22 protein-coding genes are annotated in these 23,497 nt (G+C 74.3%); 9 read left to right on the top strand and 13 right to left on the bottom strand.

Features of this window, described 5'->3' with window-relative positions; genetic code table 11:
• Nucleotides 1-129 precede the first annotated feature (129 nt).
• Both O7602_RS12695 and O7602_RS12690 read right to left on the bottom strand, forming a co-directional pair.
• On the bottom strand, nucleotides 130-981 hold the full coding sequence (locus tag O7602_RS12695; RefSeq protein WP_281589036.1) for a hypothetical protein: 852 nt from the start codon (nucleotides 979-981) through the stop codon (nucleotides 130-132).
• A 16-nt stretch (nucleotides 982-997) separates the two neighbouring features.
• Nucleotides 998-1,621 (bottom strand): RNA polymerase sigma factor, encoded by a 624-nt coding sequence (locus O7602_RS12690; protein ID WP_281589034.1) that lies wholly within the window; start codon nucleotides 1,619-1,621, stop codon nucleotides 998-1,000.
• Between the two features lie 513 nt (nucleotides 1,622-2,134).
• On the opposite strand from O7602_RS12690, the gene O7602_RS12685 reads away from it, so the two are divergent.
• Nucleotides 2,135-3,535: a serine/threonine-protein kinase gene (locus O7602_RS12685; RefSeq protein ID WP_281589032.1), complete on the top strand. Its 1,401-nt coding sequence runs from the start codon at nucleotides 2,135-2,137 to the stop codon at nucleotides 3,533-3,535.
• 15 nt (nucleotides 3,536-3,550) lie between these two features.
• Here the strand turns inward: O7602_RS12685 and O7602_RS12680 are convergent, their stop codons facing one another.
• From O7602_RS12680 to O7602_RS12670, 3 genes are read right to left on the bottom strand one after another with little or no spacing between them, the layout of a single operon-like run.
• Nucleotides 3,551-4,216: a response regulator transcription factor gene (locus O7602_RS12680; protein WP_281589030.1), complete on the bottom strand. Its 666-nt coding sequence runs from the start codon at nucleotides 4,214-4,216 to the stop codon at nucleotides 3,551-3,553.
• On the bottom strand, nucleotides 4,213-5,436 hold the full coding sequence (locus tag O7602_RS12675; protein WP_281589028.1) for a sensor histidine kinase: 1,224 nt from the start codon (nucleotides 5,434-5,436) through the stop codon (nucleotides 4,213-4,215). The genes O7602_RS12680 and O7602_RS12675 overlap by 4 nt, the downstream gene beginning before the upstream one ends.
• An 18-nt stretch (nucleotides 5,437-5,454) precedes the next feature.
• Nucleotides 5,455-6,159, bottom strand: coding sequence for a DUF305 domain-containing protein (locus O7602_RS12670; RefSeq protein WP_281589027.1), 705 nt, complete (start codon nucleotides 6,157-6,159; stop codon nucleotides 5,455-5,457).
• A 138-nt stretch (nucleotides 6,160-6,297) separates the two neighbouring features.
• On the opposite strand from O7602_RS12670, the gene O7602_RS12665 reads away from it, so the two are divergent.
• Both O7602_RS12665 and O7602_RS12660 read left to right on the top strand, forming a co-directional pair.
• Entirely contained in the window at nucleotides 6,298-7,749 is a 1,452-nt protein-coding gene (locus tag O7602_RS12665) for a hypothetical protein (protein ID WP_281589026.1), read from the top strand.
• A gap of 107 nt (nucleotides 7,750-7,856) precedes the next feature.
• Nucleotides 7,857-8,453, top strand: a complete 597-nt coding sequence (locus O7602_RS12660; protein ID WP_281589024.1) for an HD domain-containing protein — start codon at nucleotides 7,857-7,859, stop codon at nucleotides 8,451-8,453.
• A gap of 34 nt (nucleotides 8,454-8,487) precedes the next feature.
• Here O7602_RS12660 and O7602_RS12655 read toward each other — a convergent pair whose 3' ends face one another.
• The 4 genes from O7602_RS12655 to O7602_RS12640 all read right to left on the bottom strand — a co-directional run bounded on the left by O7602_RS12655 (nucleotide 8,488) and on the right by O7602_RS12640 (nucleotide 12,858).
• Nucleotides 8,488-9,480 carry a linear amide C-N hydrolase gene (locus tag O7602_RS12655; protein WP_281589023.1) on the bottom strand — a complete coding sequence of 331 codons (993 nt, stop codon included), beginning with the start codon at nucleotides 9,478-9,480 and terminating at the stop codon, nucleotides 8,488-8,490.
• Between the two features lie 117 nt (nucleotides 9,481-9,597).
• Entirely contained in the window at nucleotides 9,598-11,208 is a 1,611-nt protein-coding gene (locus tag O7602_RS12650) for an asparagine synthase-related protein (protein WP_281589022.1), read from the bottom strand.
• A gap of 4 nt (nucleotides 11,209-11,212) precedes the next feature.
• A complete protein-coding gene (locus tag O7602_RS12645; protein WP_281589021.1) occupies nucleotides 11,213-12,172 on the bottom strand; it encodes a hypothetical protein in 960 nt (319 codons plus the stop codon).
• Nucleotides 12,173-12,324: 152 nt separating this feature from the next.
• The gene (locus O7602_RS12640) at nucleotides 12,325-12,858 is read right to left on the bottom strand and encodes a 2'-5' RNA ligase family protein (protein WP_281589018.1); all 534 of its coding nucleotides are present in this window, start codon (nucleotides 12,856-12,858) and stop codon (nucleotides 12,325-12,327) included.
• A gap of 145 nt (nucleotides 12,859-13,003) precedes the next feature.
• On the opposite strand from O7602_RS12640, the gene O7602_RS12635 reads away from it, so the two are divergent.
• On the top strand, nucleotides 13,004-14,722 hold the full coding sequence (locus O7602_RS12635) for a DEAD/DEAH box helicase (RefSeq protein ID WP_281589016.1): 1,719 nt from the start codon (nucleotides 13,004-13,006) through the stop codon (nucleotides 14,720-14,722).
• Nucleotides 14,723-14,781: 59 nt separating this feature from the next.
• Here O7602_RS12635 and lon read toward each other — a convergent pair whose 3' ends face one another.
• Nucleotides 14,782-17,103, bottom strand: coding sequence for an endopeptidase La (gene lon / locus O7602_RS12630; RefSeq protein ID WP_281589014.1), 2,322 nt, complete (start codon nucleotides 17,101-17,103; stop codon nucleotides 14,782-14,784).
• 242 nt (nucleotides 17,104-17,345) lie between these two features.
• Between lon and O7602_RS12625 the strand changes: the two genes are divergently transcribed.
• A complete protein-coding gene (locus tag O7602_RS12625) occupies nucleotides 17,346-17,693 on the top strand; it encodes an Lsr2 family protein (RefSeq protein ID WP_281589012.1) in 348 nt (115 codons plus the stop codon).
• 245 nt (nucleotides 17,694-17,938) lie between these two features.
• Here the strand turns inward: O7602_RS12625 and O7602_RS12620 are convergent, their stop codons facing one another.
• The 3 genes from O7602_RS12620 to O7602_RS12610 all read right to left on the bottom strand — a co-directional run bounded on the left by O7602_RS12620 (nucleotide 17,939) and on the right by O7602_RS12610 (nucleotide 20,279).
• The gene (locus O7602_RS12620) at nucleotides 17,939-19,213 is read right to left on the bottom strand and encodes a hypothetical protein (RefSeq protein WP_281589010.1); all 1,275 of its coding nucleotides are present in this window, start codon (nucleotides 19,211-19,213) and stop codon (nucleotides 17,939-17,941) included.
• A 245-nt stretch (nucleotides 19,214-19,458) separates the two neighbouring features.
• A complete protein-coding gene (locus O7602_RS12615) occupies nucleotides 19,459-19,677 on the bottom strand; it encodes a hypothetical protein (protein WP_281589008.1) in 219 nt (72 codons plus the stop codon).
• Nucleotides 19,668-20,279: a DUF2726 domain-containing protein gene (locus O7602_RS12610; protein ID WP_281589006.1), complete on the bottom strand. Its 612-nt coding sequence runs from the start codon at nucleotides 20,277-20,279 to the stop codon at nucleotides 19,668-19,670. Before O7602_RS12610 ends, O7602_RS12615 begins: the two co-directional genes overlap by 10 nt.
• 139 nt (nucleotides 20,280-20,418) lie before the next feature.
• On the opposite strand from O7602_RS12610, the gene O7602_RS12605 reads away from it, so the two are divergent.
• The 4 genes from O7602_RS12605 (at nucleotide 20,419) to O7602_RS12590 (ending at nucleotide 23,469) form a co-directional block, all read left to right on the top strand.
• Nucleotides 20,419-21,501 carry a DICT sensory domain-containing protein gene (locus tag O7602_RS12605; RefSeq protein ID WP_281589004.1) on the top strand — a complete coding sequence of 361 codons (1,083 nt, stop codon included), beginning with the start codon at nucleotides 20,419-20,421 and terminating at the stop codon, nucleotides 21,499-21,501.
• A gap of 6 nt (nucleotides 21,502-21,507) precedes the next feature.
• A complete protein-coding gene (locus O7602_RS12600) occupies nucleotides 21,508-22,224 on the top strand; it encodes a helical backbone metal receptor (RefSeq protein ID WP_281589002.1) in 717 nt (238 codons plus the stop codon).
• 163 nt (nucleotides 22,225-22,387) lie between these two features.
• The gene (locus O7602_RS12595; protein WP_281589001.1) at nucleotides 22,388-22,945 is read left to right on the top strand and encodes a DoxX family protein; all 558 of its coding nucleotides are present in this window, start codon (nucleotides 22,388-22,390) and stop codon (nucleotides 22,943-22,945) included.
• Nucleotides 22,946-23,100: 155 nt separating this feature from the next.
• Nucleotides 23,101-23,469: an FKBP-type peptidyl-prolyl cis-trans isomerase gene (locus O7602_RS12590; protein WP_281589000.1), complete on the top strand. Its 369-nt coding sequence runs from the start codon at nucleotides 23,101-23,103 to the stop codon at nucleotides 23,467-23,469.
• The last annotated feature ends 28 nt before the right edge of the window (nucleotides 23,470-23,497 follow it).

Genomic DNA, 23,497 nt, shown 5'->3' with positions numbered 1-23,497 from the left:
TGACGGCTCCTCTCCCGGAGACGGGACCGCACCGTCGGCCCGCGCGTCCCACCATCCTCTGTCTAGCAGAAGGATGTGACGCTCCCGGGAAGATGAATGTTTGTCCGGAATCCCGTGCGGGACAGTGGCTCAGTCCTCGTCGCCGGGGCCGGGCCTGCCGTCGTCCTCGTCCGGCGTCTCCTTCGGCGACGGCCCCTTCGGCGTCGATTCCTTCTGCGCCGGTCCCGTCGGTGTCGGCGACATCGCCCGGCAGTAGCTCTCCACCCGGTCCGGACCACCGGCGGTGGCCACCAGGTCGGCGAAGCCGGGCTTGGTCAGGGCCTTGGCCCGTTGCCGCTCCGGCTTGGCCAGGTAGGCGCGGCACTGGCCGGCGAGCTTGCCGTCGACCGGCGGCGGTACGGACGGGGCACCCGTCGGCGCGGCGGAGACCGACGGCGCGGGCGACGGCACCGCGCCGGACGCCTCGCCGGGCGGGCCGCTGGGCGTCGGCCGCGACGGCCCGGCCTCGGAGGGCCCGGTGCCCGACGTAGCGGCGCCGGACGGGCCGACGCCGGTCGAGGTCGACACCGACGGGCTCACCGGCGGCTCCGGGCCACGGTCCAGTCGGACGGCGGCGAACGCCACCCCGGCGACCGTGGTGGCGGCGAGCCCGGACAACGCGGCGGCGACCCGCAGGCGGCGACGCGGACGCGACGCGGCAACCGGGGCCGCCGGCGCCGCTCGGGCGGCCCGGAAGGCGGCGAGCGCCCGCTCCTCCCCGTCGAGTTCGTCGCCGGTGGCCGGCGCCGCCGCGGCGGCGAGCAGCCGGGCCAGCGCGTCGGTGCCGGCCGACGGCGGCGTCGCGGCATGCGCGGCGTCGACTTCCGGCGGCGGCGCGGCGTGCGCGGCGTCGGCCACCGGGGGCGTCACGGCGTGCGCGGCGTCGAGGAGCCGGTCGGATTCGGACCGGTCGGCCGGCCCGCCGGGCCGGGGAGAGTTCATGCCGATTCCCCTCACGTCAGCCCTCCGCCGGCTCGGCCTCGGGCGCGTGCGGCGCCGGGCGGTCGGTGCGGGGACGGGGCGCGACCGCGCCCGGTGCGTTCTCCGGGCTGGCGCGCTCCAGCAGCGCGGCCAGCCGGCGCAGCCCGCGGTGCGCCGCCGTGCGCACCGCGCCGGCCCGCCGGCCCAACACCCGCCCGGCGGTCTCCGCGTCGAGGCCGATGACCGCGCGCAGCATCACCGCTTCGGCCTCGGCCGGCGGCAGCGTACGGATCAACGCCAGCGCGCTCGCGGTGCCGAGGGCCTCACCGGCCCGGTCGGCGGTGTCGGCATCCGCCGCCAGGTCGCTGAGGTCCTGCACCGGCACCGGCACCGTGGGACGACGTCGCTGCCGACGCAGGTGGTCCATGGCCCGGTTGCGGGCGATGGTGACCGACCAGGCGCGGAACTCACCGCCGGTGAACGACGGCAGGTCCCGGGAGATCTGCAGCCAGGTCTCCGAGGCCACGTCCTCGGCGTCGGCCCCCACGAGCGTGGTCAGGTAACGCAGCAGGGCCGGCTGGAGGGTGCGGTAGAGGAGGCGGAACGCCTCCTCGTCACCGGCCTGCGCCGCGGCGACGGCCTCGTTCAGCTCCACGCTCACGATCGGCGCCCGCGCGGGGCACGTGTGCGGGATCGGGCGTTCGCCGACGCGGGAGAGCACACCGCCATCCGCACCCTCGGCCCCCCGCTGAGCTGCTCGGCACCGGCACGGAAACCGGTGCGCACCTGGACACTGCCGCCGGCACGGCCGGGGCGGGTCATACCGTACCGGCGTCCCGAGGCGAGCGGGAGCCGGGCCAACGCTAGGAGGCAACGGCGGGGCCGACAAGGCACGGACGGGCGAAAAGAGGAGAGAAATGTCTACCGCCGGCCTCGGCGTGTCGATGTAACGAAGACCACCACCGGGTGCCGCCCCGTCGCGGAGAGCAGGCGAAAAGAACGGGCATCCGACGGGAGACCGGCATTTTCTGGCCGATCGTACCCGGTCGGTCACGGTCAGCGCACCGGCCGCACGGCCGCCGACCGTTCGGTTGACCGGTGCGGAGCCGGTCGCCGGCAGCGACGGGAGAGATCGCCGGAAATACTCCGGGACCGCTGTGGGTACGGTATGGGGATGCTCACCTCCGACGTCGTACTCAGCGGTCGGTACCGCCTGGATGACCGTGTCGCCACCGGCGGCATGGGCGACGTCTGGCGCGCGAAGGACCTGGTGCTCGGCCGTCAGGTGGCGGTGAAGGTGCTCCTGCCCGCGCTGGTCTCCGACCCCGACTTCATCGCCCGGTTCCGCTCCGAGGCGCGGATCATGGCCTCGCTGCGCCACCCCGGGGTGGTCCAGGTCTTCGACTGCGGCGAGGACGAGCTGCCCGACGGCAGCCGCGCCGACTACCTGGTCATGGAGTTCGTGGCCGGGGAGCCGCTGTCCCGGCGGATCGAGGAGGCCGGGCAGCTCGAGGTCGCCGAGACCATGTCGATCGTGGCCCAGACGGCGCAGGCGCTGCACGGGGCGCACGGCCGGGGCATCGTCCACCGCGACGTCAAGCCGAGCAACCTGCTCGTGCAGGAGGACGGCACCGTGGTCCTGGTCGACTTCGGGGTCGCCCGGTCCACGAACGTCACCAGCATCACCAGCGCCAACGCGGTTCCCGGCACCGCTCTCTACATGGCGCCCGAACAGGCCGCGGGGCGTCCGGTCTCGGGCGCCACCGACCTGTACGCGCTGGGCGCGGTAGCCTACTGCTGCCTGACCGGGAGCCCGCCGTTCACCGGCGACAACCCGCTCCAGGTCGCCGTGCGCCACCTCGACGACGAGCCGCCGGAGCTGCCGGCGGAGATTCCGGCGCCGGTCCGCGAGCTGGTGGCCCGCGCCCTGGCCAAGGACCCGGCGGACCGCTACCCGAGCGCCGCGGCGATGGCCGACGCGGCGCGGGCGGCCGGCGCCGGCTCGGCGACCGCGACGGTGCCGGCGGCGCTGCGTGGCGCGGCCGGTCCGGGGCGGACCCGCGACGAGCAGCCGGTGACACGGACGGCGGCCACCGTCGCCCGGCCGCGGCGCGGGGGCCGGCGCGGCCCGCTCGTGGGCGCGCTGGGCGCGGTGCTGGTGGCGGTGACCGCGCTGGGCGCGCTGCTGGCCGCCAGCAACGACGCCAACGCGCCGGCCACCCAGATCGACGCCACCCGGCCCGCGGTCGCGCCGAGCAACTCGGTGGCGGACACCGCGGTCACCGACGGGCCGTCGAGCGACGACGACTACACCTACCGTCCGGCGGGTCCGGGCGGCCAGCCGTCGACCTCGACCTCCGTCTCGCCGAGCGCCTCGCCGAGCCCGTCCGACCAGCCGAGCCCGTCGAAGACGCCGTCGACGGCGCCGACCGCCCCGAGCAACCCGCCGACCACCAGCTCGGCGCCGTCCCCGACCAGCGCGCCGACCGAGACGACCACCACCACGACCGCTCCGGCCGGGGGCGACGGGGGCGACGGGGGCGACGCCGGCGGCCAGCCGGTCACCCGCCCCTGAGGCGTACGCCGGGGGTCAGCCGCCCGGGGTGACCAGCCCGGTCTCGTAGGCCAGCACGACGGCTTGGACCCGGTCGCGGAGCTGGAGCTTGGCCAGGATCCGGCCGACGTGGGTCTTCACGGTCGCCTCGGCGACGTGTACCCGGGCGGCGATCTCGGCGTTCGAGAGCCCCTGCGCGACGAGCAGCAGCACCTCCCGCTCCCGCTCGGTCAGCCGGGCCAGCCGCGGGTCCTCCGCCGGGGCCGGGCCGAGCTGCCCGGCGAACCGGTCGAGCAGCCGCCGGGTGATCGGCGGGGCCACCACCGAGTCGCCCTCGGCCACCACCCGGATCGCGGCGAGCAGCTCCTCCGGCGGCACGTTCTTGAGCAGGAAGCCGCTCGCTCCGGCGCGCAGCGCGGCGAAGGCGTCGGCCTCGGTGTCGAACGTGGTGAGCACCAGCACCCGCGGCCGGGCGCCGGCCGGCCGGGCGCAGATCCGCCGGGTCGCCTCCACCCCGTCCATGGTGGGCATCCGCAGGTCCATCACCACCACGTCGGCGTCCACCCGGTCCAGCACCCGCAGCGCGTCCGCGCCGTCGATCGCCTCGCCGACCACCGTCAGGTCGGGTTGCGAGTCGAGCACCATCCGGAAGCCGGCGCGCACCAGCGCCTGGTCGTCGACGATCATCACCCGCACGGTCACGCCGCCGCGCTCCCTTCCTCGGCGCCGGCCGCGACGGGCAGCGGCAGCCGCACCTCGACCCGCCAACCGCCGGCAAGCGTGGGGCCGGCGGCGAGGCTGCCGTCGTACACCCCGACCCGCTCCCGCATGCCGACCAGGCCGTGCCCGCCGGACGGCGCCGGCCGGACCACCGGACGGCCGCGCCCGTCGTCGACGGCCCGGACCGCGACGGTGTCGGCGTCCCAGTCGAGCGTCAGCTCCACCGACGCGCCCACGCCGGCGTGCTTGAGCGCGTTGGTCAGGCTCTCCTGCACCACCCGGTAGACGGTCAGCTCCAGGCCGGGCGGCAGCGGCACCGGCGTGCCGGCGCCGGCGCAGTCGATCCGCAGCCCGGCGGCCCGGAACCGGTCGAGCAACGCGGGCAGCTCCACGAGCGCCGGGCGCCGGTGCGCCGGCTCGCCGGCGGGCTCGTCCGCCACCGCGGCCGGCTCCGGCCGGCTGGGTTCCCGGAGTACGCCGACCAGACGCCGCATGTCCTCCAGCGCCTGCCGGCCGGTGTCCGCCACCACCTTGGCCGCCTCCCGCGCGGTCGCCGGGTCCCGGTCGAGCGTGAACCGCACCCCGTCCGCCTGCACGATCATCACGGCCAGGCTGTGGGCGACCACGTCGTGCAGCTCGCGGGCGATGCGGGTGCGTTCCTCGGCGACCGCCGCCCGGGACTCCGCCTCCCGCTCCCGGTCCGCCGTCGCGGCGCGTTCCTCCAGGCTGAGCACGTAGAGGCGGCGGGTCCGCACGTTCAGCCCGACCAGCCACACCGCGCCGGTGATCAGGCCGTAGTAGAGCGCGCCCGCCCACCAGGGCGCCGGCCCGGGCCAGGAGAGCGCGGAGAGCAGCACGCCGATCGCGGCGCCGATCCCGGCCAGGATGCCGTCCCGCGCGCGGTCGGCGTACTTGACCACGCTGTAGAGGGCGATCAGCACGCCGATGTCGTAGCCCAGCGGACCCCAGCCGACGATCACCTGGAGCAGCGCCAGCGCGGCCACCGCGACGGCGACCGCGGACGGGTGGGTACGCCGGAACAGCAGCGCCGCCGCCATCGCCAACCCGACCGCGAGCGCCGGCCGGCCACCCTGCTCGGCGAAGAGGCCGAGCACGGCGAAGAGGGCGACCAGCCCGGAGACGGCGACGTCGAAGGCGACGCCGCGCAGCGGGCGGCCGAGGATCAGGCGGTCCACGGTCACCCAGCGTACGGGGTGGGCTCAGGGGGTGAGCAGGGCGCGCATCCGGCCGATCTCGGTGGTCTGCTCGACGGCCACCCCGTTGGCGAACTCCTGCATGGCCGGGTCGGCGCCGACCCTGAGCAGGTCGGTGGAGATCACCACGGCGCCCTGGTGGTGGGCGGTCATCATCCGCACGAAGAGCCGGTCGAACGCCGCGCCGTGGGCGCCGGCGAGCTGCCGCATCGACTCGGCGGACTGCATCCCGCGCATGGTGCCGTGGTCGTGGCCGGTGACCTCGGCGGGCAGGTCGCGGGTGCTGAGCCAGGCGCGCAGCACGCCGACCTCCGGGCCCTGGGCGGCGCGGATCCGGTCGGCGACGGCGCGGACCCGGGGGTCGGCGGCCCGGCCGGGGGCCAGCTTCGCCATCTCCAGGGCCTGCTCGTGGTGCGGGATCATCATCCGGACGTACCAGACGTCCAGGCTGTTCCACCGCGGGGACGCGGCGTCGCGGACCTGTCCGGCGGCGCGGGTGGCGGCCGGCTCCCCCGGTCGGCCGGGGACCAGCACCGGTGGCGCCGAGACGGCCGGGGCCGGGGCGGTGGTGGCCGGGGCAGTGGTGGACTGGCTCGGCCGGGCCGCCGCCGGAGCGGTGTCGTCGCAACCGGCGAGCGCCAGGCCGCCGGTGGCCAGCAGCGCCACGAACGCTGTGACGGGGAGCCACACACGAGCCTGCCGGACGGTCATACGACCCTCCCTCCGGTCGAGGTGACAGCGATCCTATCCATAGCGGAAAGTTCCCCGATGTGACCGGCATCACATTGATGACGGTCACATGTCGGTAAGGTGTGGCGAATCATCATCCCCTTTCGAAGGGTGTTGCCGATGATCAACCTCCACATGTCCCGGACCCGGATCGTCAGCCTCGCCGCCGCCGGCCTGCTGCTGGCCGGCGTGGTCGCCGCGCCGCCGAGCAGCGCCCAGGAACTCCCCCGCGCCCAGGCCGCGCCGGCCACCGTGGACAGCGCCGTCCCCGGTGTCGACGAGATCTCCAGCAGCCCCAACCTGCGCCAGGTCGCGAACCTGCCGAAGCAGGGCCCGTTCGACACCACGTCCGCGCTCGGCACCGACATCGCCTTCCAGGGCCGGTACGCGTTCGTCGGCAACTACGAGGGATTCGTCATCTACGACGTGTCGCGGCCGAGCCGGCCGACGATCGTGGCGCAGGTGCTCTGCCCCGGCTCGCAGAACGACATCTCCGTCAGCGGCGACCTGCTGTTCCTGTCGACCGACTCGTCCCGCAGCGACGACTCCTGCGCCAGCACCTCCCAGCCCGCCTCGGTGAAGGAGTCCTGGGAAGGCATCAAGATCTTCGACATCCGCGACAAGCGCAACCCGCGCTACATCAAGTCGGTGGAGACGGCGTGCGGCTCGCACACCCACACGCTGGTGCCGGGCAAGAACCGGCGCGACGTCTACCTCTACGTCTCCTCCTACAGCCCCCGGGACGACTTCCCGGACTGCCAGCCGCCGCACGACTCCATCTCCATCGTCAAGGTGCCGGTGAAGAGCCCCACCTCGGCCGCGGTGATCGCCACCCCGAACCTCTTCCCGGACGGCGGCTACCCGGGCGTGCCGGGTGAGAAGTCCGCCACCACCGGATGCCACGACATCACCGCGTACCCGTCGAAGGACCTGGCCGCCGGCGCGTGCATGGGCGACGGGATCCTGTTGGACATCGCCGACCGGGAGGCGCCGCGAGTGATCGAACGGGTCACCGACATCGAGAACTTCGCGTTCTGGCACTCGGCCACGTTCAACAACTCCGGCACCAAGGTCGTCTTCACCGACGAGCTGGGCGGCGGCGGCGCGGCGACCTGCAACGAGGTGGTCGGGCCGAACCGCGGCGCGGACGCCATCTACGACATCACCGGCCGCGGAAACGCCCGCAAGCTGGCGTTCCGCAGCTACTACAAGATCCCTCGGGCCAACGCCGACACCGAGAACTGCGTGGCACACAACGGCTCGCTCATCCCGGTGCCCGGTCGCGACATCATGGTCCAGGCGTGGTACCAGGGCGGCATCTCGGTGTGGGACTTCACCGACTCCCGCAAGCCGAAGGAGATCGCCTACTGGGAGCGCGGGCCGCTGGACGACACCCAGTTGCGCACCGGCGGCTCGTGGTCGGCCTACTGGTACAACGGCCACATCTACTCCAGTGACATCCAGAAGGGCCTGGACGTGCTGGAGCTACGCGACCCGCGTACCTGGCTGGCCCAGCTCATCCGGGTGCCCGAGTTGAACGCCCAGACCCAGTCGGGTTACCTGAGCTGGTGACCCTCCCCCACCCCGGGCGCCGCAGTTTCACGGGAAGAGGGCCCATTCGCGGGCCGGAGGCCACTCTTTCCGGGAAACAGCGCGCTCCCGGGGTGGGAGGGGAGAGGGTGGCGGTGCCGACGGATGAATTGATCCGGGCGCTGCACGAGCGGGCAGCGCCCACGCCGGAGGCGTTCCACCTGGTCTGGACGCACTGCCGGATCGTGTGCGAGGTGGCCGAACACCTGCTCGCCCGGCACGGCGCGGGCCTGGACGCCGCCCTGGTACGGGCCGGCAGCCTGCTGCACGACATCGGCGTCTACCGCCTCTACGGCGCCGGCGGCCGGCTCGACCAGGAGAACTACGTCCGGCACGGCGTGCTGGGGCACGCGCTGCTGCGGGACGCGGGCCTGCCCGAGTCGCTCGGCCGCTTCTGCTCCCGGCACACCGGCGTGGGTATCAGCCGCGACGACGTGCTCCGGCAGCGTCTCCCGCTTCCGGTCGCCGACTACACGCCGACCACGGGCGAGGAGCAACTGGTCATGTACGCGGACAAATTCCACAGCAAGACCACGCCGCCCACGTTCGTCTCCGCCGCCTCCTACGCCGCCGCCGTGGGTCGCTTCGGAGCCGACAAGGTCGTCCGGTTCGCGGCGCTCGTCGAACGGTTCGGCGAGCCGGACCTGCGCGCGCTCGCCCGCGCCCACCGGCAGCCGATCGTCTGACCACCGCGCCGGACGACGGGTCGACCGGGCCGGGTCAACTCATCGACAGCCGGTAGTCCCGGGTGCCACCGCCCGCCGTGACCACCCGCACCTCGCCGCCGCGCAGCGCGTACGTCACCGACCAGCGGGTGTGCGCCTGGCGGACGCCGTCGAGCAGCCGCAGCGCCCCCGGCGCGTCCAGCACGCCGCCGACCCGGTCCAACTCCTTCGCCAGCACCCCGTATCGGTGATCCCGCCGCAGGTCCCGGTCCGGCACGCCGGCGGCGGGCACGTTCGTCAACGCCTGCCAGGGACCCCGTCGCCGGTCCACCGTCAGCTTCCCGTCGACGAACTCCACCACGGCGGACGCCCCGGTGGCGTCGGCGAGCAGGTAGTGCAGCGGCGGCCCGCCGTCGAAGTCCAGGTTGTAGCGCTCGAACACGGTGACCGCCTCGTCCACCGTGGCGGCCGAGTCGAGCACCAGGCGCAGGATGCGTACCGATCCCACGGTGGGTCGACCGGACACCGGCTCGGCGCGCGCGCCGTCGTCGGCGGCCAGCCCGACCGCGAGGCCCCGCTCGTTCATCCCGTCGAAGGGCAGCAGCGGCGCGTCGAGCAACCGCCGGTCCCCGGCCGGGTCGGCGGTGACGCCCAGGTAGGAGATGTCCACCAGGGAGAGCGAGGCGTACCCGTCCGGTGGGTCGGTGCGCAGCACCAGCGCCGGGTTGGGCTCCCAGTCGAAGTTGCGGGCGAACAGCGGACGGTCGCGGTCACCGAGGGCGGCGAAGAGCGAGCAGCCGAACGGGCTCGGCGGATCGGCGCCGGCCACCCCGGCCGTCGGGTCGTAGTCGCCGACGTACGTCATCTCGTACAGCGGCAGGTCGTCGACCTTGCGCAGACTCGCAAGCGTGCGCTCCACCTGGCCGGGGTCCTGCCGGGAGGCGGTCGCCGTGCCGGCGGCGACCGGCGCGACCGGCGCGCGGCCCTCCCCGCACCCGGTGCCGACGAGCAGCAGCGCGAGCACGGTGGCGACGACGGTCCTCCGCATGCCCGCGACGCTAGAAGAGACGGCGGTCGCTGTCCATCGGGCGACCGGGGCCAGCGGTTCCACCGGCCGGGCCCCGGGCCGCCACCGTCGGGCCGCCGCAGTCGGGCCGGGCCCGGCTCAACCCGGCAGCGGCGCCTCGTCGCCGCCCCGGGTGCGACGCGGGTTGACCAGCCGACGGACCACCGGCGCGGCGTTCCACCGGGCCGCGCCGACCAGGTCCCGGGCGTGCTCCAGCACGGTGTAGTCGGGCCGGGCCAGGCCGTCGGCGATGGCCCGGTCCAGGTCGTTGCCGCAGCGGGTGAGCACGCTGTCGAAGTCCCGCCGGACCGGTTCCAGCAGGTCGTAGCCGAAGGAACGGTGCAACCGGGCGAAGAGCGGCTTGTAGAGCCGGGCCCGCTCGTGCAGCCCGGACGAGTACGACATCGGGTTCTTCGGCCGCCGCCGGACATAGTCGGGCAGCAGGTCGGCGAAGGCCCGGCGGACGATCCACTTCTCCTGCCCGCCGCGCAACTTCAGGTCCAGCGGCAGCCGCATGGCCAGCTCCACGACGTCGAGGTCGAGGAACGGCACCCGGGCCTCCACGCCGTGGCCCATGCTGGCCCGGTCCACCCGCTGCAACTCGGTCCGGCACAGGTTGCGGATCCGGTGCAGGAACAACCGGCGGGACCGCTCCGGCCCCACCTGGTGATACATCGGGTAGCCGCCGAACAGCTCGTCCGAGCCGTCGCCGGTGAGCACCACCTTGACACCCAGCTCGGCCAGTCGCCGGAAGATCGGCACCGAGACCACCGCGTTGATGATGTCGCCGTACTCGGTCAGCTCCGAGATCCGGATGGCCTCGCGCACGTCGGCCAGCCGGATGTCGCGCGGGCGCAGCTCGATCACCTCGTGCGCCACGCCGAGGTCGGCGGCGAGACGCCGCGCGTACGCCACGTCGGGGCTGCCCGGCGCGCCCACGGTCACCGCCACGCAGTCGGGGTGCCGCTCCCGGGCGTGCAGTAGCGCGAGCGTGCTGTCCAGGCCGCCGGAGAGCACCACGCCGACGGTGAGGTCGGTGTCCAGGCGGACCCGCATGGCGTCGGTGAGCGCGGCCCGGACGAGCAGGGCGGCCTCGTCCGGGTCGTCGACCACCGGTAGCCCGGCGCCGAGCGAGAGCAGGTCGACGTACGGGCGCAGCCGGACCGCGTCCGTCCCGGCCCAGCCGTGGTGGCCCGGCGGCACCTCGTTGATCGGGGCGCCGTGCCCCACCAGCGCCTTGACCTCGGAGGCGAGGTGCAGGCAGGCCGGGCCGCGGGACCAGTAGAGCGGCTTCACCCCGAGCGGGTCCCGGGCCAGGTACGCCCGGCCGCTGTCCCGTTCGACCACCACGAACGCGTACTCGCCGCGCAGCCGGCGCACCGCCTCCTCGCCCCACTGGCGGAACGCGGCCAGCACCACCTCGGTGTCGCCGGCGGTGCGGAAGTCGTGCCCGAGCCGGGTCAGCTCGACGCGCAGGTCGTGGTGGTTGAAGATCTCGCCGTTGAAGCAGAGCAGGTGCCGCTCGTCGGGCGGGACCCAGGGTTGCACGGCCCGGTCCCGGTCCACGATCCGCAGCCGACGCACGCCGGCGAGCAGGCCGTTCTCCTGCCGGGTCTCCGTCACCTCGCCACGCGGGGCGAGCGCGGCGAGCATCCGCCGGAAGGTGGCCGGGTCGGCCTCGGGGCCGATGCTCAGCGCGATCCCGCACACCGCCTCACACCCCCATCTCGGCCTCGTACGCCCGCCGGAACCTGCGCCGGGCACCGGGCGCGAGGCAGAGGTGCCAGGCCTGCCCCTCGTCGACCACGTTGATCTCACCGGCGTCCTGCCGGGCCAGCAGCAGCCCGGCGAGGGCCGCACGGGCGCCGAACCGCTCGAACCATTCCAGCTCCACGTCGGCGGCCCAGCCCAGGCAGTGTCCGCTGGGCACCATGGCGGCGTACCCCAGTCGGCGCAGCCGGTGCTGGTGCTCGGCGCTGCGGGCCAGGCTGGTCACCCAGAGCGGCGGCGTGCCGGGCCGGGTCGCCGCGGCGAACTCCCGGGCCAGGTCGTTGAGGAAGGCGATCACCTCGCGACGGGCCCGGGGGAAGAGCAGGCCGGCGGTACGCGGTGTGGCGTCAGGGCGTACCCGCCGCCCGAACGCCCGCAACCCGCGCCCCAGCACCGTGGCGGGCTGCTCCCGGTAGCGGAACTCGAGCAGCCCTCGGCGACGCAGCCATTCCAGGTCGACCAGGTCGACGGTGCCGCGCACCTGGTCGTCGGTGCGGAAGGTCGGGCTGTCCCGCCACCACAGCACGTCGACGCGGGACAGCAGGTAGATCCGGACCAGGGCGGTCAGGTCCTGCGCCGAGGTGCGGGAGTTGGGCCGGTAGCGGGCCATCTCCAGCAGCAGCGTCTCCCGGGCTCCGACCAGCCCCTGCGGGGTGGCGTCGAGCACCGCGGCGATGGCCGGCTCGCGGAGCCGTTGGTCGAGCAGCACCTGCCGGGCGCCGGCCGACGGCGCGTCCGTCAGCGCACCCACCTCGACCAGCAGTTCCGCCACCGCGGCCCGGTACGCGGCCAGGTCGGGGCCCGCGTCGGGGTGTGGGGCACCGGGCGGGAGCCGGCGGGCGGGGGTGGTGGACGCGACGGCGGAACCGGGTTGACGGCCGGGGCTTCGGCTGGGCACTCGCATCGTCTCCGTCCCCTCTCGGCAGGACACGGTGTAGTCAAACCTGCACACACGGTAATGAGTCCGGAGGGGGCCGCCGCCCGTAATGCCCGGATCTCCCCCGAACTGTGCCCGCTCAGCCGACGCCCCGGGTCGTCGGTCGCCCCACCCCCGGCTCAGCCGCCCGGCCGTGGGCAAGTGGCGACCAGCTCGCTCACCGTGCGGGTGTCGCCGTCGTAGCTGCGGGCCGCCACGAACTCGCCGGACGGCCGGTGCGCCCCGGCGACCGCCCGGGCCCGGCGCCGGTCCGCACCCCGGAAGCGCAACGCCAGGCTCAGATGCGGGACCCACCGGCCCGGCAGGTGCCACGGGTGCGCGCCGGTCGCCTCGGCCAGCACGTCCCAGACCGCCCCGTGCAGCGCGACCAGCTGCGGCGTGGGGTGGACCAACCAGACCAGCGGGGCGCTGCCGTCGAGGACCGTCAGCCGGTCCAGCCGCACCGGCAGCGGCAGCGCGGCGTCGCAGAGGTCGGCCAGGCGCTGCTCGGCGCCGGGCGGGAACACGTCGACCGCGGCGAGCGTCACATGCGGCCGGTTCGTCGGGTGCGTGTTGCGGGCCAGGCTGGGCAGCCCGGCGGCGGCGAGCCGGCTCCAGGCCGCCCGCACGGTCGCGTCCAGCTCCGGCGAGAGGAGCAGTTCCACCGTCCGCACCAGATCAGGCTAGTCCCCGGCGACGCGCCGCGACGTCCCGTGGGCCGGGTCCGCCGAGCCGCCGCCGGGAGCGGGCCGGGTGGCGTGGCGAACGTTTGCGCCGGTCGCCGCGACCCGCTTCGGGCGGTGATGAAAGGCTTGTCACATGAGCGCCGCACCGACCCCGACCGACACCGACACCCCCGCCGACGCCGAGGACGCCACCGCATTCGCGGATCTCGGGCTGCGCACCGAGCTGCTGGGGGCGCTCGCCGCCCTGGGCTACGAGGAGCCGACCCCGATCCAGCGCGAGGCCATCCCGCCGCTGCTCGCCGGTCAGGACCTGCTGGGGCAGGCGGCGACGGGCACCGGCAAGACCGCCGCGTTCGCCCTGCCGCTGTTGCAGCGGATGCCGGCGGCACGGCCGGACGGTGACCCGGTGTCGCTGGTGCTGGTGCCGACGCGGGAGCTGGCCGTGCAGGTCTCCGAGGCGTTCCACCGCTACGGCAAGGACCTGGGCGCCCGGGTGCTGCCGATCTACGGCGGGCAGCCGATCGGACGGCAGTTGCGCGCCCTCGACCACGGGGTGGACGTGGTGGTGGCGACGCCGGGGCGGGCGCTCGACCACATCGCCCGGGGCACGCTGCGGCTGGGCTCGCTGGCGACCGTGGTGCTGGACGAGGCGGACGAGATGCTCGACATGGGCTTCGCCGAGGACATCGAGGCGATCCTGGAGCACGCCCCCGCCGGCCGGCAGACGGTGCTCTTCTCGGCCACCATGCCGGCCCGGATCGACGGGCTGGCCCGCCAGCACCTGAGCGAACCGGTGCGCATCCGGATCGAGCGCGAGCGACAGGTGGCCGGGGCGGCGCCGCGGGTGCGGCAGAGCGCGTACCTGGTGGCCCGGGCGCACAAACCGGCCGCGCTGGGCCGGGTGCTGGACGTCGAGTCCCCCACCGCGGCGATCGTGTTCTGCCGCAGCCGCGAGGAGGTGGACCGGCTCACCGAGACGATGAACGGCCGTGGCTACCGGGCCGAGGCGCTGCACGGCGGGATGAGCCAGGAGCAACGGGACCGGGTGATGGGTCGGCTGCGGGCCGGCACCGCGGACCTGCTCGTCGCCACCGACGTGGCGGCCCGGGGGCTGGACGTCGAGCAGCTCACCCACGTGGTGAACTACGACGTCCCGTCCGCGCCGGAGTCGTACGTGCACCGGATCGGCCGGGTCGGCCGGGCCGGCCGGGAGGGCGTGGCGATCACCCTCGCCGAGCCGCGCGAGCACCGGATGCTGAAGACGATCGAACGCGTGACCGGCCAACGGATCGTGGTCGACAAGATCCCGACGGTCGCCGACCTGCGGACCCGACGGTTCGAGCTGACCCAGGCCGCGGTGCGCGAGTCGGTGCTTGAGGACGATCTGGAGCCGTTCCGGGCGATCGTCGAGTCGCTCACCGACGAGTTCGACCTGATGGAGGTGGCGCTCGCCGCGGTGCGGCTGGCGCACGAGGCCACCCTGCCCGGCACGGCCGACGAGGAGGAGGAGATCCCGCAGGTCGCGGTACGCCCGGTCCGGGAGGGACGGGCCGGGCCCGAGGGCCGGGACCGGCGGGGTGGCGTGCGGTCCCGCGCCGCCGGCACCACGCAGGTCTTCATCGGGCTGGGCCGACGGGCCGGGGTACGACCGCAGGACCTGGTCGGCGCGATCACCGGCGAGACCCGGATGAGCGGGCGGGACATCGGCTCGATCGAGATCGCGGACCGGTTCTCGCTCGTCGAGGTGCCGCAGACGATGGCCGACGAGGTGATCCAGGGACTGCGCGGGAGCACCATCAAGGGCCGCAAGGCGACCGTCCGGCGCGACCGCGACGGCACCGACCGCCGCTGACGTTGTTAAGCGGGGCCCCCGCCTATACCAAATGCGTTAAGCGGGGGCCCCGCCTTACCTCACACCGCGGCGAGCGGCTGGGCGTCCACCTCGGCGGGACGCAGCGCCAGGGCGAGCACGTCCGCGACGTCGGCGAGGGTGTGCACGGTCAGCGCCGCGCGGACCTCGGCCGGCAGGTCGTCCAGGTCCGGCTCGTTGCGCTTCGGGATGATCACCTCGGTCAGGCCGGCCCGGTGCGCGGCGAGCAGCTTCTGCTTCACGCCGCCGATCGGCAGGACCCGGCCGGAGAGGGTCACCTCGCCGGTCATCCCGAACTCGGGTCGGACCGGCCGACCGGTGACCAGGGACGCCAGCGCGGTCACCATGGTGATGCCGGCGCTCGGGCCGTCCTTGGGCACGGCGCCAGCCGGGAAGTGCACGTGGATCCGCCGCCCGGCCAGCGTGTTCGGGTCGATGCCGAGGCGCCGCCCGTTGGAGCGCAGGTAGGACAGGGCGATCTGCGCCGACTCCTTCATCACGTCGCCGAGCTGGCCGGTGAGGGTCAGCCCCGGCTCGCCGTCCATGCCGGTGGCCTCGATGAACAGCACGTCGCCCCCGGCACCGGTGACGGCCAGGCCGGTGGCCACCCCGGGCACCGCCGTCCGCTCGGCCGACTCCGGGGTGAACTTCGGTCGGCCCAGATACCGGACCAGGTTGTCGGCGTCGACGCGGACGGGTCCCGGGTCGGATGCCAGCCCCACGGTGACCTTGCGCAGGATCTTCGCCAGGGCCCGCTCCAACTGCCGGACCCCCGCCTCCCGGGTGTACTCGCCGGCGACCAGCGCCAGCGCCCCGTCGGCGACGGTCACCTCCTCGGCGGTCAGCCCGGCCCGCTCCCGCTGCCGGGGCAGCAGGTGGTCGCGGGCGATGGCCACCTTCTCGTCCTCGGTGTAGCCGTCGAGCGTCACCAGCTCCATCCGGTCCAGCAGCGGGCCGGGGATCGCCTCCACCACGTTTGCGGTGGCCAGGAAGAGCACGTCGGACAGGTCGAGGTCGACCTCGAGGTAGTGGTCGCGGAAGGTATGGTTCTGCGCCGGGTCGAGCACCTCCAGCAGGGCCGCCGCCGGATCGCCGGAGTAGCCGGCGGCCAACTTGTCGACCTCGTCGAGGAGCACGACCGGGTTCATCGAGCCGGCCTCGCGCAGCGCCCGCACGATCCGGCCGGGCAGCGCGCCGACGTAGGTGCGCCGGTGGCCGCGGATCTCCGCCTCGTCGCGTACGCCGCCGAGGGAGACCCGGACGAAGTTCCGCCCGAGCGCCCGGGCGACCGACTCGCCGAGGCTGGTCTTACCGACGCCGGGCGGGCCCGCCAGGGCGAGCACCGCGCCGGAGCCGCGTCCACCGACCACGCCCAGGTTGCGCTCCGCGCGACGGTTGCGCACCGCGAGGTACTCCAGGATGCGTTCCTTTACGTCGGCCAGGCCGGCGTGGTCGGCGTCGAGCACCGCCCGCGCCGCGGCCAGGTCCGTGTGGTCCTCGGTACGCGTGGTCCACGGCATCTCCAGCACCGTGTCCAGCCAGGTACGGATCCAGCCCGCCTCGGGTGAGGCGTCGCTGGCCCGCTCCAGCTTGCCGACCTCGCGCATGGCCGCCTCGCGGACGTTGTCCGGCAGGTCGGCGGACTCGACCCGGGCCCGGTAGTCGGCGGAGCCGTCCGGCTCGTCCTCGCCGAGTTCCTTGCGGATCGCGGCGAGCTGCTGGCGGAGCAGGAACTCGCGTTGGGACTTCTCCAGCCCCTCGCGGACGTCGCTGTTGATCTGCTCGGTGACCTCCTGCTCGGCCAGGTGCTCCTTCACCCATCCGACCAGCAGTTCCAGCCGGGCGGTGACGTCCGGTGCGGCGAGCAGTTCGGTCTTCTGCGTCAGGCTGAGCCAGGGCGCGTAGCCGGCCGAGTCGGCCAGCTCGGAGAGGTCGGTCATCCGTTCCATCGCGTCGATGACCTGCCAGGCCCCGCGTTGCTGGAGCACCGAGGTGGTCAGCGCCCGGTACTCGCGGGCGAGTTCCCGCGCCCGGCCCGCCGGGGTGGGCTCGTCGAGCGGGGTCGCCTCGACCCAGAGGGCGGCGCCGGGGCCGGGCACGCCGGAGCCGATCCGGGCGCGGGCGAGGCCGCGGACCACTGCCGCCGGCTCACCGCTTGGTAGCCGGCCCACCTTCTCGATGGTGGCGACCACGCCGACCGAGCCGTACTCGCCGTCGATGCGGGGCACGGCCAGCAGTTCCTTGTCGCCGGTCGCGCGGGCCGCGTCGACCGCGGCCTGGGTGGTCGGGTCGAGGGTCACCGGGATGACCATCCCGGGCAGCAGGACGGCGTCGGTCAGGGGAAGTACCGGAAGAGTTGCCATCGAACACCTGCCATCACGTTGGTTGAGCGTGTCTGACTCAAGTAACAAAACGTGCCCCTTGTTCCAAGGTGTGACCCAAGCCACTTCCGGATCTCGACGGCGCCGCCACGGCCCGCGCCGGCCTTTTGCCGGCCCACGATTTCGCGACCCGCCGAATGGAACGGGGCGGGTATTGTTGCGGAATTACCGCCAGGTAGGTCAAACTCTTAGCCACACCCCGCCCGACACAGGGAGTAATGGCGATGGCAAGGAAAGTAATCACCGTTCTGACCGACGACCTCGACGGCGGAAAGGCCGATCGGACCGTCGAGTTCAGCCTGGACGGCGTCGCATACACGATCGACGTCTCGGACGAGAACGCGGGCGTCCTGCGTAAGGCGCTGGATCCCTACATCAGCGCTGGCCGGCGCATTGGCCGCGGGCCGGTCGACGCTGGCCGCACACCCCGGCGCGCATCCCGGCCGAGCACCTCGGGAATGGATCGCGAGCAGAACCGCGCCATCCGGGAATGGGCCGCCAAGAACGGCCACGAGATTTCCGAGCGGGGGCGCATCCCGGTCTCGGTGGTGGAGGCGTACAAGAACCGCTGAGTCCTCCCGGTTCACCGTCGGGCACCCCGGGGTCACGCTGAGAAATCAGCGTGACCCCGGTCTGCTTTTCGCCACTGATTTTCATCCGGCAGGATCGTCACGGCACGAAATTTCTTCCGGCCCGACCCGACCGAGGCACGCCGCGGCCGGAAGGCTTTCCCACCCACCCGGAGGATCGGGTCGCACGCGAAGCGGCCGGTGCCGCCCGGGGACGCCCCGGGCCGCACCGGCCGCCGGTGTCGAACTCAGTTGACCTGGATGCGCACCACGTCGATGGCGGGGGTCTGGTTGGCCCGCTCCATCATCGGAATGCGGTGCGAGCCGTCACCGGCCCAGACCGAGCACTGGGCCAGGCCCGAGTCCGGCAGGCCGGGGATCTGGATCAGCACGTCGTCCGGCTGGTTGCTGCCCTTGCCGTCCTCCGTGGCGACGAAGAACGCGGGCACGTCCTGCGGGTTCGGGGGCTGCCGGGTGCTGCCGAGCATCCGGCACGCGGTGTGGAAGTGGCCACGGACCAGGCCCTGGTCGTTGAGCAGCGAGCTCTCCACGTAGTAGCCACCCTGGCCGGCGGCGAGGAAGCGGTCCCGCACCAGGTTCTTCGTGGTGACCCGGAGCGTGAACGGCTGGTTGCGCTGGACCTGGTTCGGGAACTGGGTGATCAGCAGCGACGGGTTGCTCGCCGCGGCGCCAACCTCACCGAACGCCGTGCTCACGCACCGGTTGCCGTTCTGGAATCCGTCGTGCCCCTGGAGCTTGCTGTTGGCGCAGTCCTTGGCCAGCACGTCGAGGCCGTTGTTGCCGCCGTTGTTGTTGCCGCCGCCGTTGTTGCCGCCGCCGTTCTGGCCGCCGTTGTTACCGCCGTTGTTGCCGCCGCCGTTGTTACCGCCACCGTTCTGGCCGCCGTTCTGCGCGTTGTCGGCGAGGGCACACGGAGCGAGCTTGTCCAGGCCCTGCGGACGCTGGCCGCCGCGCCCGATCGCCGTGGCGATCCGGTTCAGCGTCGCGGTCCGCTTGTCGGCGAGCGGACGGAGAATGGCGTTGTTGATGAAATCGCCGCCGTTGCGGCCCTCGGCCGCGAGCCGCCGGTTCGCCTCGGCGATCTGGGTGCCCAGCAGGGCCAGGTTGCGGTCCACCTCGGCGCGGGCCCGGCCGGGCACCTGCGGCAGCTTGCTCTTGACGTCCGGGCAGGCCACGGTCGGGGTGCCCGCACCGGCGCCGCCCGCCTTGGTCTGCTGGCACTCGGCCGCCGACATCTGGCCGTCACCCCAGTGGTTGCGGACCCAGCGGCCGTTCTGCCAGGTCCGGGTGGTGCTGCCCTGACCGCCCGGAGCGGTCGCCCCCGGGCTTGAGGCCACACAGGACGCCGAGGCGACACGGGTGGTCCTCCGCTGGTCCTGGGCGGACGAGATCTGGGTGACGGCGACAATGCCGCCGAAGACCGCGAGCGTGCCGACCACGGCCAGCATCCGCTTGCTCCGCGCGTTACCGGATGACCGGCGCGCCCGTGTGGACCTGCGCATCGAATTGCTCTCCTTCTCGATCCGGTAGCTGACTGGTGGTCCCGGTGGAAACTCGGGGTGGAACCACTGCGACATTGCGGTCGCGCGTCAATGGCCGACGATGCCCTTCCGCACCGTCTCCGCGCCGTCGGTGGCGCGGCGGAGGATCTGCGTCCATTCCCGCTTAGGTACGGAGTGCCGTCGGCGAAGGTTCAACCGGAGATCGGAAAAAAATTGCGTGACCGGTCGGTCACCGCAGTGGTGGATCAGTCGGCGCAGAGATGGGCGAAGGCGAAGCCGCCGTCGAAGGAGTCGCGCCGGTCGGCGAGACGCCGCACCTGTTCGCGGAGGTCGTCGCGGTCCACCAGGAACGCCGCGGCAGGATCCGCGGCGCGGAGCCGCTCCCCCAGCGCCACCGTGGCCAGGTCCTCGGCGAGCCGGCCCGGGTCCACCCCGCAGCCGAAGCCCCGGGCCGTCAACCGCACCCGCTCCAGCAGGCAGCGCCCGGGCCGCGCCTCGACCCAGCTCCACCCCTCCGCGGGACCCGTCCGGCCACGTACGCCTCGACCGCGTCGGCCCGGGCCAGCGCGCCGAGGTCGTTGACCGGACCAGGGCGGCCGTCGGGCAGCCGGCCCACGATGTCCCGGAATCCGACCGCGTCCCCACCGTCCGGGTCGGTGCCCTCGGCGTAGGCGCGGGCGTCGAGCACGTACGCGGCGAACCGGCGGACGTGCTCGCCCCCGCCCAGCGTCGACGACTCGACCCGCAGCAGCGGCAGGCCCACCGCAGCGCAGACCGCGTCGGTGAGCCGCTCGGCGCGGCGAGCGGGTGAACCGTCGGGCGCGGGCGGGCCGAACCGCACGGCGAAGCGCGGCAGCCGGGTGTCGGCGGCGCACACCACCAGGTCGAGCGCGGCCCGCCCGGCGGTGCTCCACTGGCTGCCGGTGACCCCGGGCGGACGGCCCTGCACCAACTCGGCGAGACGCCGGTCGGCGAAGCCGAGGTGACCGGCACGGGTGAGTCGCGGTGCCGCCTCGGGCGGGACCGGCCGCAGCCAGGAGGCGGTCACGCCGCCGGTGCTCGTCATCTCGCCACAGTCCGTCCGTCGCTCTCGTCGACGCCCGAGTCTAGGGCGTCGATCATGCGGGCTGCCTCGGCGGTACGGGGGAGAATCCGGGCCACCCTCGGGCGGTGCGCCGCCGGGTCCGACGATCTACGCTCTGCGGGTGCAGAGCGGACGGACCCCGGAGCGGTTCACCAAACGCAGTCTCGTGGCCGTGTCCCACGCCATCGAACGGGCGGCGCTGGCGGAGGCCGAGGACGGTCCACTCGTCGTGCTCGCGCTCTTCCAGCGGCTGCCGTACTTCGACCGGGAGCGGGAGGTCTACCGACGGATCGCCGGCCGGGCCACCGCCACCGTCGTCGGCATGGTCGGCGGTCCCCCACCCGACCTCCCCGACGGGGTGTGCGCGGTGGTGCTCGACGAGACGGAGGACCTGGCCCGGGAGTGGAGCGTGATGGCGCTGACCCCACGCTTCGGCGCCAGCCTGGTGGCGTACGACCGGGGTGAGGTCACGCCGGCCGCGACGCTGGAGACCGGCCGGCTCTTCGACGGTCGTTGGGGATTCCGCCGGGACGCCGCGTTGCACGAGGTGATCCGGCTGCGGGAGCGGCTCGCCGAGCGGCTGCCCGGTCCGGCCCGGACGGCGCTGGACGAGGCGGTCGGCCGGGTGCGGGACATTCCGGCCGGCGCGGGCGAGTCGCGGGCCGACGCGGCGCTGCGGTTGCTGGTCCGGCGCGGCGACCGGGGCGCGCCACCGGTCGAGACGGCGGACGGGATGCTCGACGAGGCCGGTCTGCGTCGCTGGTCCGGTGCGGACGGGGTGACCGCCTCCGGCACCCTGCCGGTGGCGCTCGTGGGCCTGCGGGTGGCCGAACCGGCCGGCGCGCCGGAGCGTTTCGGGCGGCGCAGCGCCGCCCGGGAGAGTCAGGCCGTGCTCGCCGCGGTCACCAGCGTGCTGCGGCCGGTGGACCGGGCGGTCCGGGTCGCCGACAACGAGTTCCAGCTCGTACTGCCGGCGCTCGGCGAACCGGAGGCGCTGGCCGTGGTGGGCCGGCTGCACGAGACCATCGGCGCGCTGGCCCGGGCGTTCCCGTTCGTCGCGTACACCGTGCACGCCGCCGTCGCGGTGACCACCCGGCGGCCGCTGCCGACGACGGACCTGCGGGCTGCGGTGGAGTGGGCGGTGCGCGAGGGTGTGCCGGTGGCGGGCCTGCCGCCGGAGCCCGCGCCGGTCGGGGCCCACTGACCGGCCGTGCGAGTGGTGTCGCTGGTGCCGTCGCTGACCGAGGCGGTCGCGGCGACGCGGCCGGAGGTGCTTGTCGGCGCGACCGACTGGTGCACGCACCCGGCCGGGCTGGACGTCCCCCGCGTCGGCGGCACGAAATATCCCGACCTGGACCGGGTGTTGGCGCTGGCGCCCGACCTGGTGCTGCTCAACGAGGAGGAGAACCGGCTGGCTGACGCGGAGGCGCTGCGTGCGGCCGGCGTGCCGGTCCGGGTCACCTTCCCGCGTACCGTGCCGGAGGCCCTCGACCAGCTCGGTGAGCTGGCCGCCGCGCTCGGTGTCCCGGCCGAGCCGCCGTGGCTGCGCGCGGCCCGCCGGGCCTGGGCCGCGCCGCCCGAGCCGGGGCGCGTCCGGACCGCGGTGGTGCCGGTGTGGCGGCGCCCGTGGGTGGTGCTGGGTCGCGACACGTTCGCCGGGGACGTGCTGCGCCGGCTCGGGGTGGTCAACGGCTGGGCCGGCGATCCCGAGCGCTATCCCCGCCCGACGCTCGACGAGCTGCGGTCCCGGTCGCCGGAGCTGGTGGTGTTGCCGGACGAGCCGTACCGGTTCACCGCCGACGACGGGCCGGAGGCGTTCCCGCGGGTGCCCTCGGTGCTGGTCTCCGGCCGGCACCTGACCTGGTACGGCCCGTCGCTGGCGGAGGCGCCGGCGCTGCTCGCCGCCCAGCTCGCCGCCCCGGCCTGAGCCGGCCCGGTCCCGTCCGCGCCGGTCCCGTCCCGGGCCGACCGGACCGGGCCGGGACGGGACCAAGGACCCGGGCAGGAGGCACCGACGGCCCTGCTTCCGGCCGGCGCGCGACGGTGGAATGGAGATGCCACCGAAGCGCGGTGTCAGGTACAGAAGGGACGTGGACACCATGACCGCGACACGCGAGCGGACCCCCGCCATCACCACCGCTCCGGCGGCCGAGACCCCCCGGCAGAAGGCCACCCGGTACGTCTGGGCCGGGCTGCGCATCGCCCTGGGTTGGGTGTTCCTCTGGGCCTTCCTCGACAAGATGTTCGGTCTGGGGCACGAGACCCCGGCGAAGAACGCCTGGATCAACGGCGGCAGCCCGACCAAGGGCTTCCTCGGCTTCGGCGTGGCCGGCCCGTTCGAGGGCATCTACCACGACATCGCCGGCGCCGCCTGGGCGGACTGGCTGTTCATGCTCGGCCTGCTCGGCATCGGCGTGGCCCTGCTGCTCGGCATCGGCACCCGGATCGCCGCCGTCGCCGGCGGGCTGCTGCTGGTCCTGATGTGGACGGCCGTGCTGCCCCCGGAGAACAACCCCGTCATGGACGACCACCTCATCTACGCGGGACTCCTCGCCGGCCTGGCGCTTGTCGGCGCTGGCAACACCCTCGGGCTCGGTCGGGCCTGGGCGACGCTCCCCCTGGTCCAGCGCTTCCCCTGGCTGAGGTGAGAGCCGCTCGCCCGGGGTGGGCGTCGCCGACCGGCGACGCCCACCCCGTCGTGTGACCCGGCGTCGGCGGCACGGCGGGTACCGGAGCGTATCGGTCGGTCACGATCGGGCAGGATCGACGGTGATTACCCCGTCAGCACCGAGGAGACCCGTTCATGGAGAAGCCCGAGGTTGGCCCGATCGAGGGCGCGCCGCCCGCCGATCTCGTCGTCGAGGACATCACGGTCGGCGACGGCCCGCAGGCCCAGGCCGGCCAGTTGGCCAGCGTGCACTACGTGGGCGTGGCCCACTCCACCGGCCGCGAGTTCGACGCCTCGTGGAACCGGGGCGAGACGTTCGAGTTCCCGCTCGGCGGCGGCCAGGTCATCGCCGGCTGGGACCAGGGCGTGATCGGCATGAAGGTGGGCGGCCGGCGCCGGCTCACCATCCCGCCGCACCTGGGCTACGGAGCCCAGGGCGCCGGCGGCGTCATCAAGCCGAACGAGACGCTCGTCTTCGTGGTGGACCTGCTCGGCGTGCGCTGAGCGCTCCCCCGGACCACCGGGCCGTCGG

This window comes from Micromonospora sp. WMMD1128 (assembly GCF_027497235.1).
Taxonomy (GTDB): domain Bacteria; phylum Actinomycetota; class Actinomycetes; order Mycobacteriales; family Micromonosporaceae; genus Micromonospora.
This window is presented reverse-complemented; position numbering and strand designations above follow the sequence as displayed.

Bases quoted from the DNA above. Each gene is read 5' to 3' on its own strand.
- O7602_RS12695 (WP_281589036.1), bottom strand. From the start codon at position 981: ATGAACTCTCCCCGGCCCGGCGGGCCGGCCGACCGGTCCGAATCCGAC.
- O7602_RS12685 (WP_281589032.1), top strand. From the start codon at position 2,135: ATGCTCACCTCCGACGTCGTACTCAGCGGTCGGTACCGCCTGGATGAC.
- O7602_RS12670 (WP_281589027.1), bottom strand. From the start codon at position 6,159: ATGACCGTCCGGCAGGCTCGTGTGTGGCTCCCCGTCACAGCGTTCGTG.
- O7602_RS12665 (WP_281589026.1), top strand. From the start codon at position 6,298: ATGATCAACCTCCACATGTCCCGGACCCGGATCGTCAGCCTCGCCGCC.
- O7602_RS12655 (WP_281589023.1), bottom strand. From the start codon at position 9,480: ATGCGGAGGACCGTCGTCGCCACCGTGCTCGCGCTGCTGCTCGTCGGC.
- O7602_RS12645 (WP_281589021.1), bottom strand. From the start codon at position 12,172: ATGCGAGTGCCCAGCCGAAGCCCCGGCCGTCAACCCGGTTCCGCCGTC.
- O7602_RS12635 (WP_281589016.1), top strand. From the start codon at position 13,004: ATGAGCGCCGCACCGACCCCGACCGACACCGACACCCCCGCCGACGCC.
- lon (WP_281589014.1), bottom strand. From the start codon at position 17,103: ATGGCAACTCTTCCGGTACTTCCCCTGACCGACGCCGTCCTGCTGCCC.
- O7602_RS12625 (WP_281589012.1), top strand. From the start codon at position 17,346: ATGGCAAGGAAAGTAATCACCGTTCTGACCGACGACCTCGACGGCGGA.
- O7602_RS12620 (WP_281589010.1), bottom strand. From the start codon at position 19,213: ATGCGCAGGTCCACACGGGCGCGCCGGTCATCCGGTAACGCGCGGAGC.
- O7602_RS12610 (WP_281589006.1), bottom strand. From the start codon at position 20,279: ATGACGAGCACCGGCGGCGTGACCGCCTCCTGGCTGCGGCCGGTCCCG.
- O7602_RS12590 (WP_281589000.1), top strand. From the start codon at position 23,101: ATGGAGAAGCCCGAGGTTGGCCCGATCGAGGGCGCGCCGCCCGCCGAT.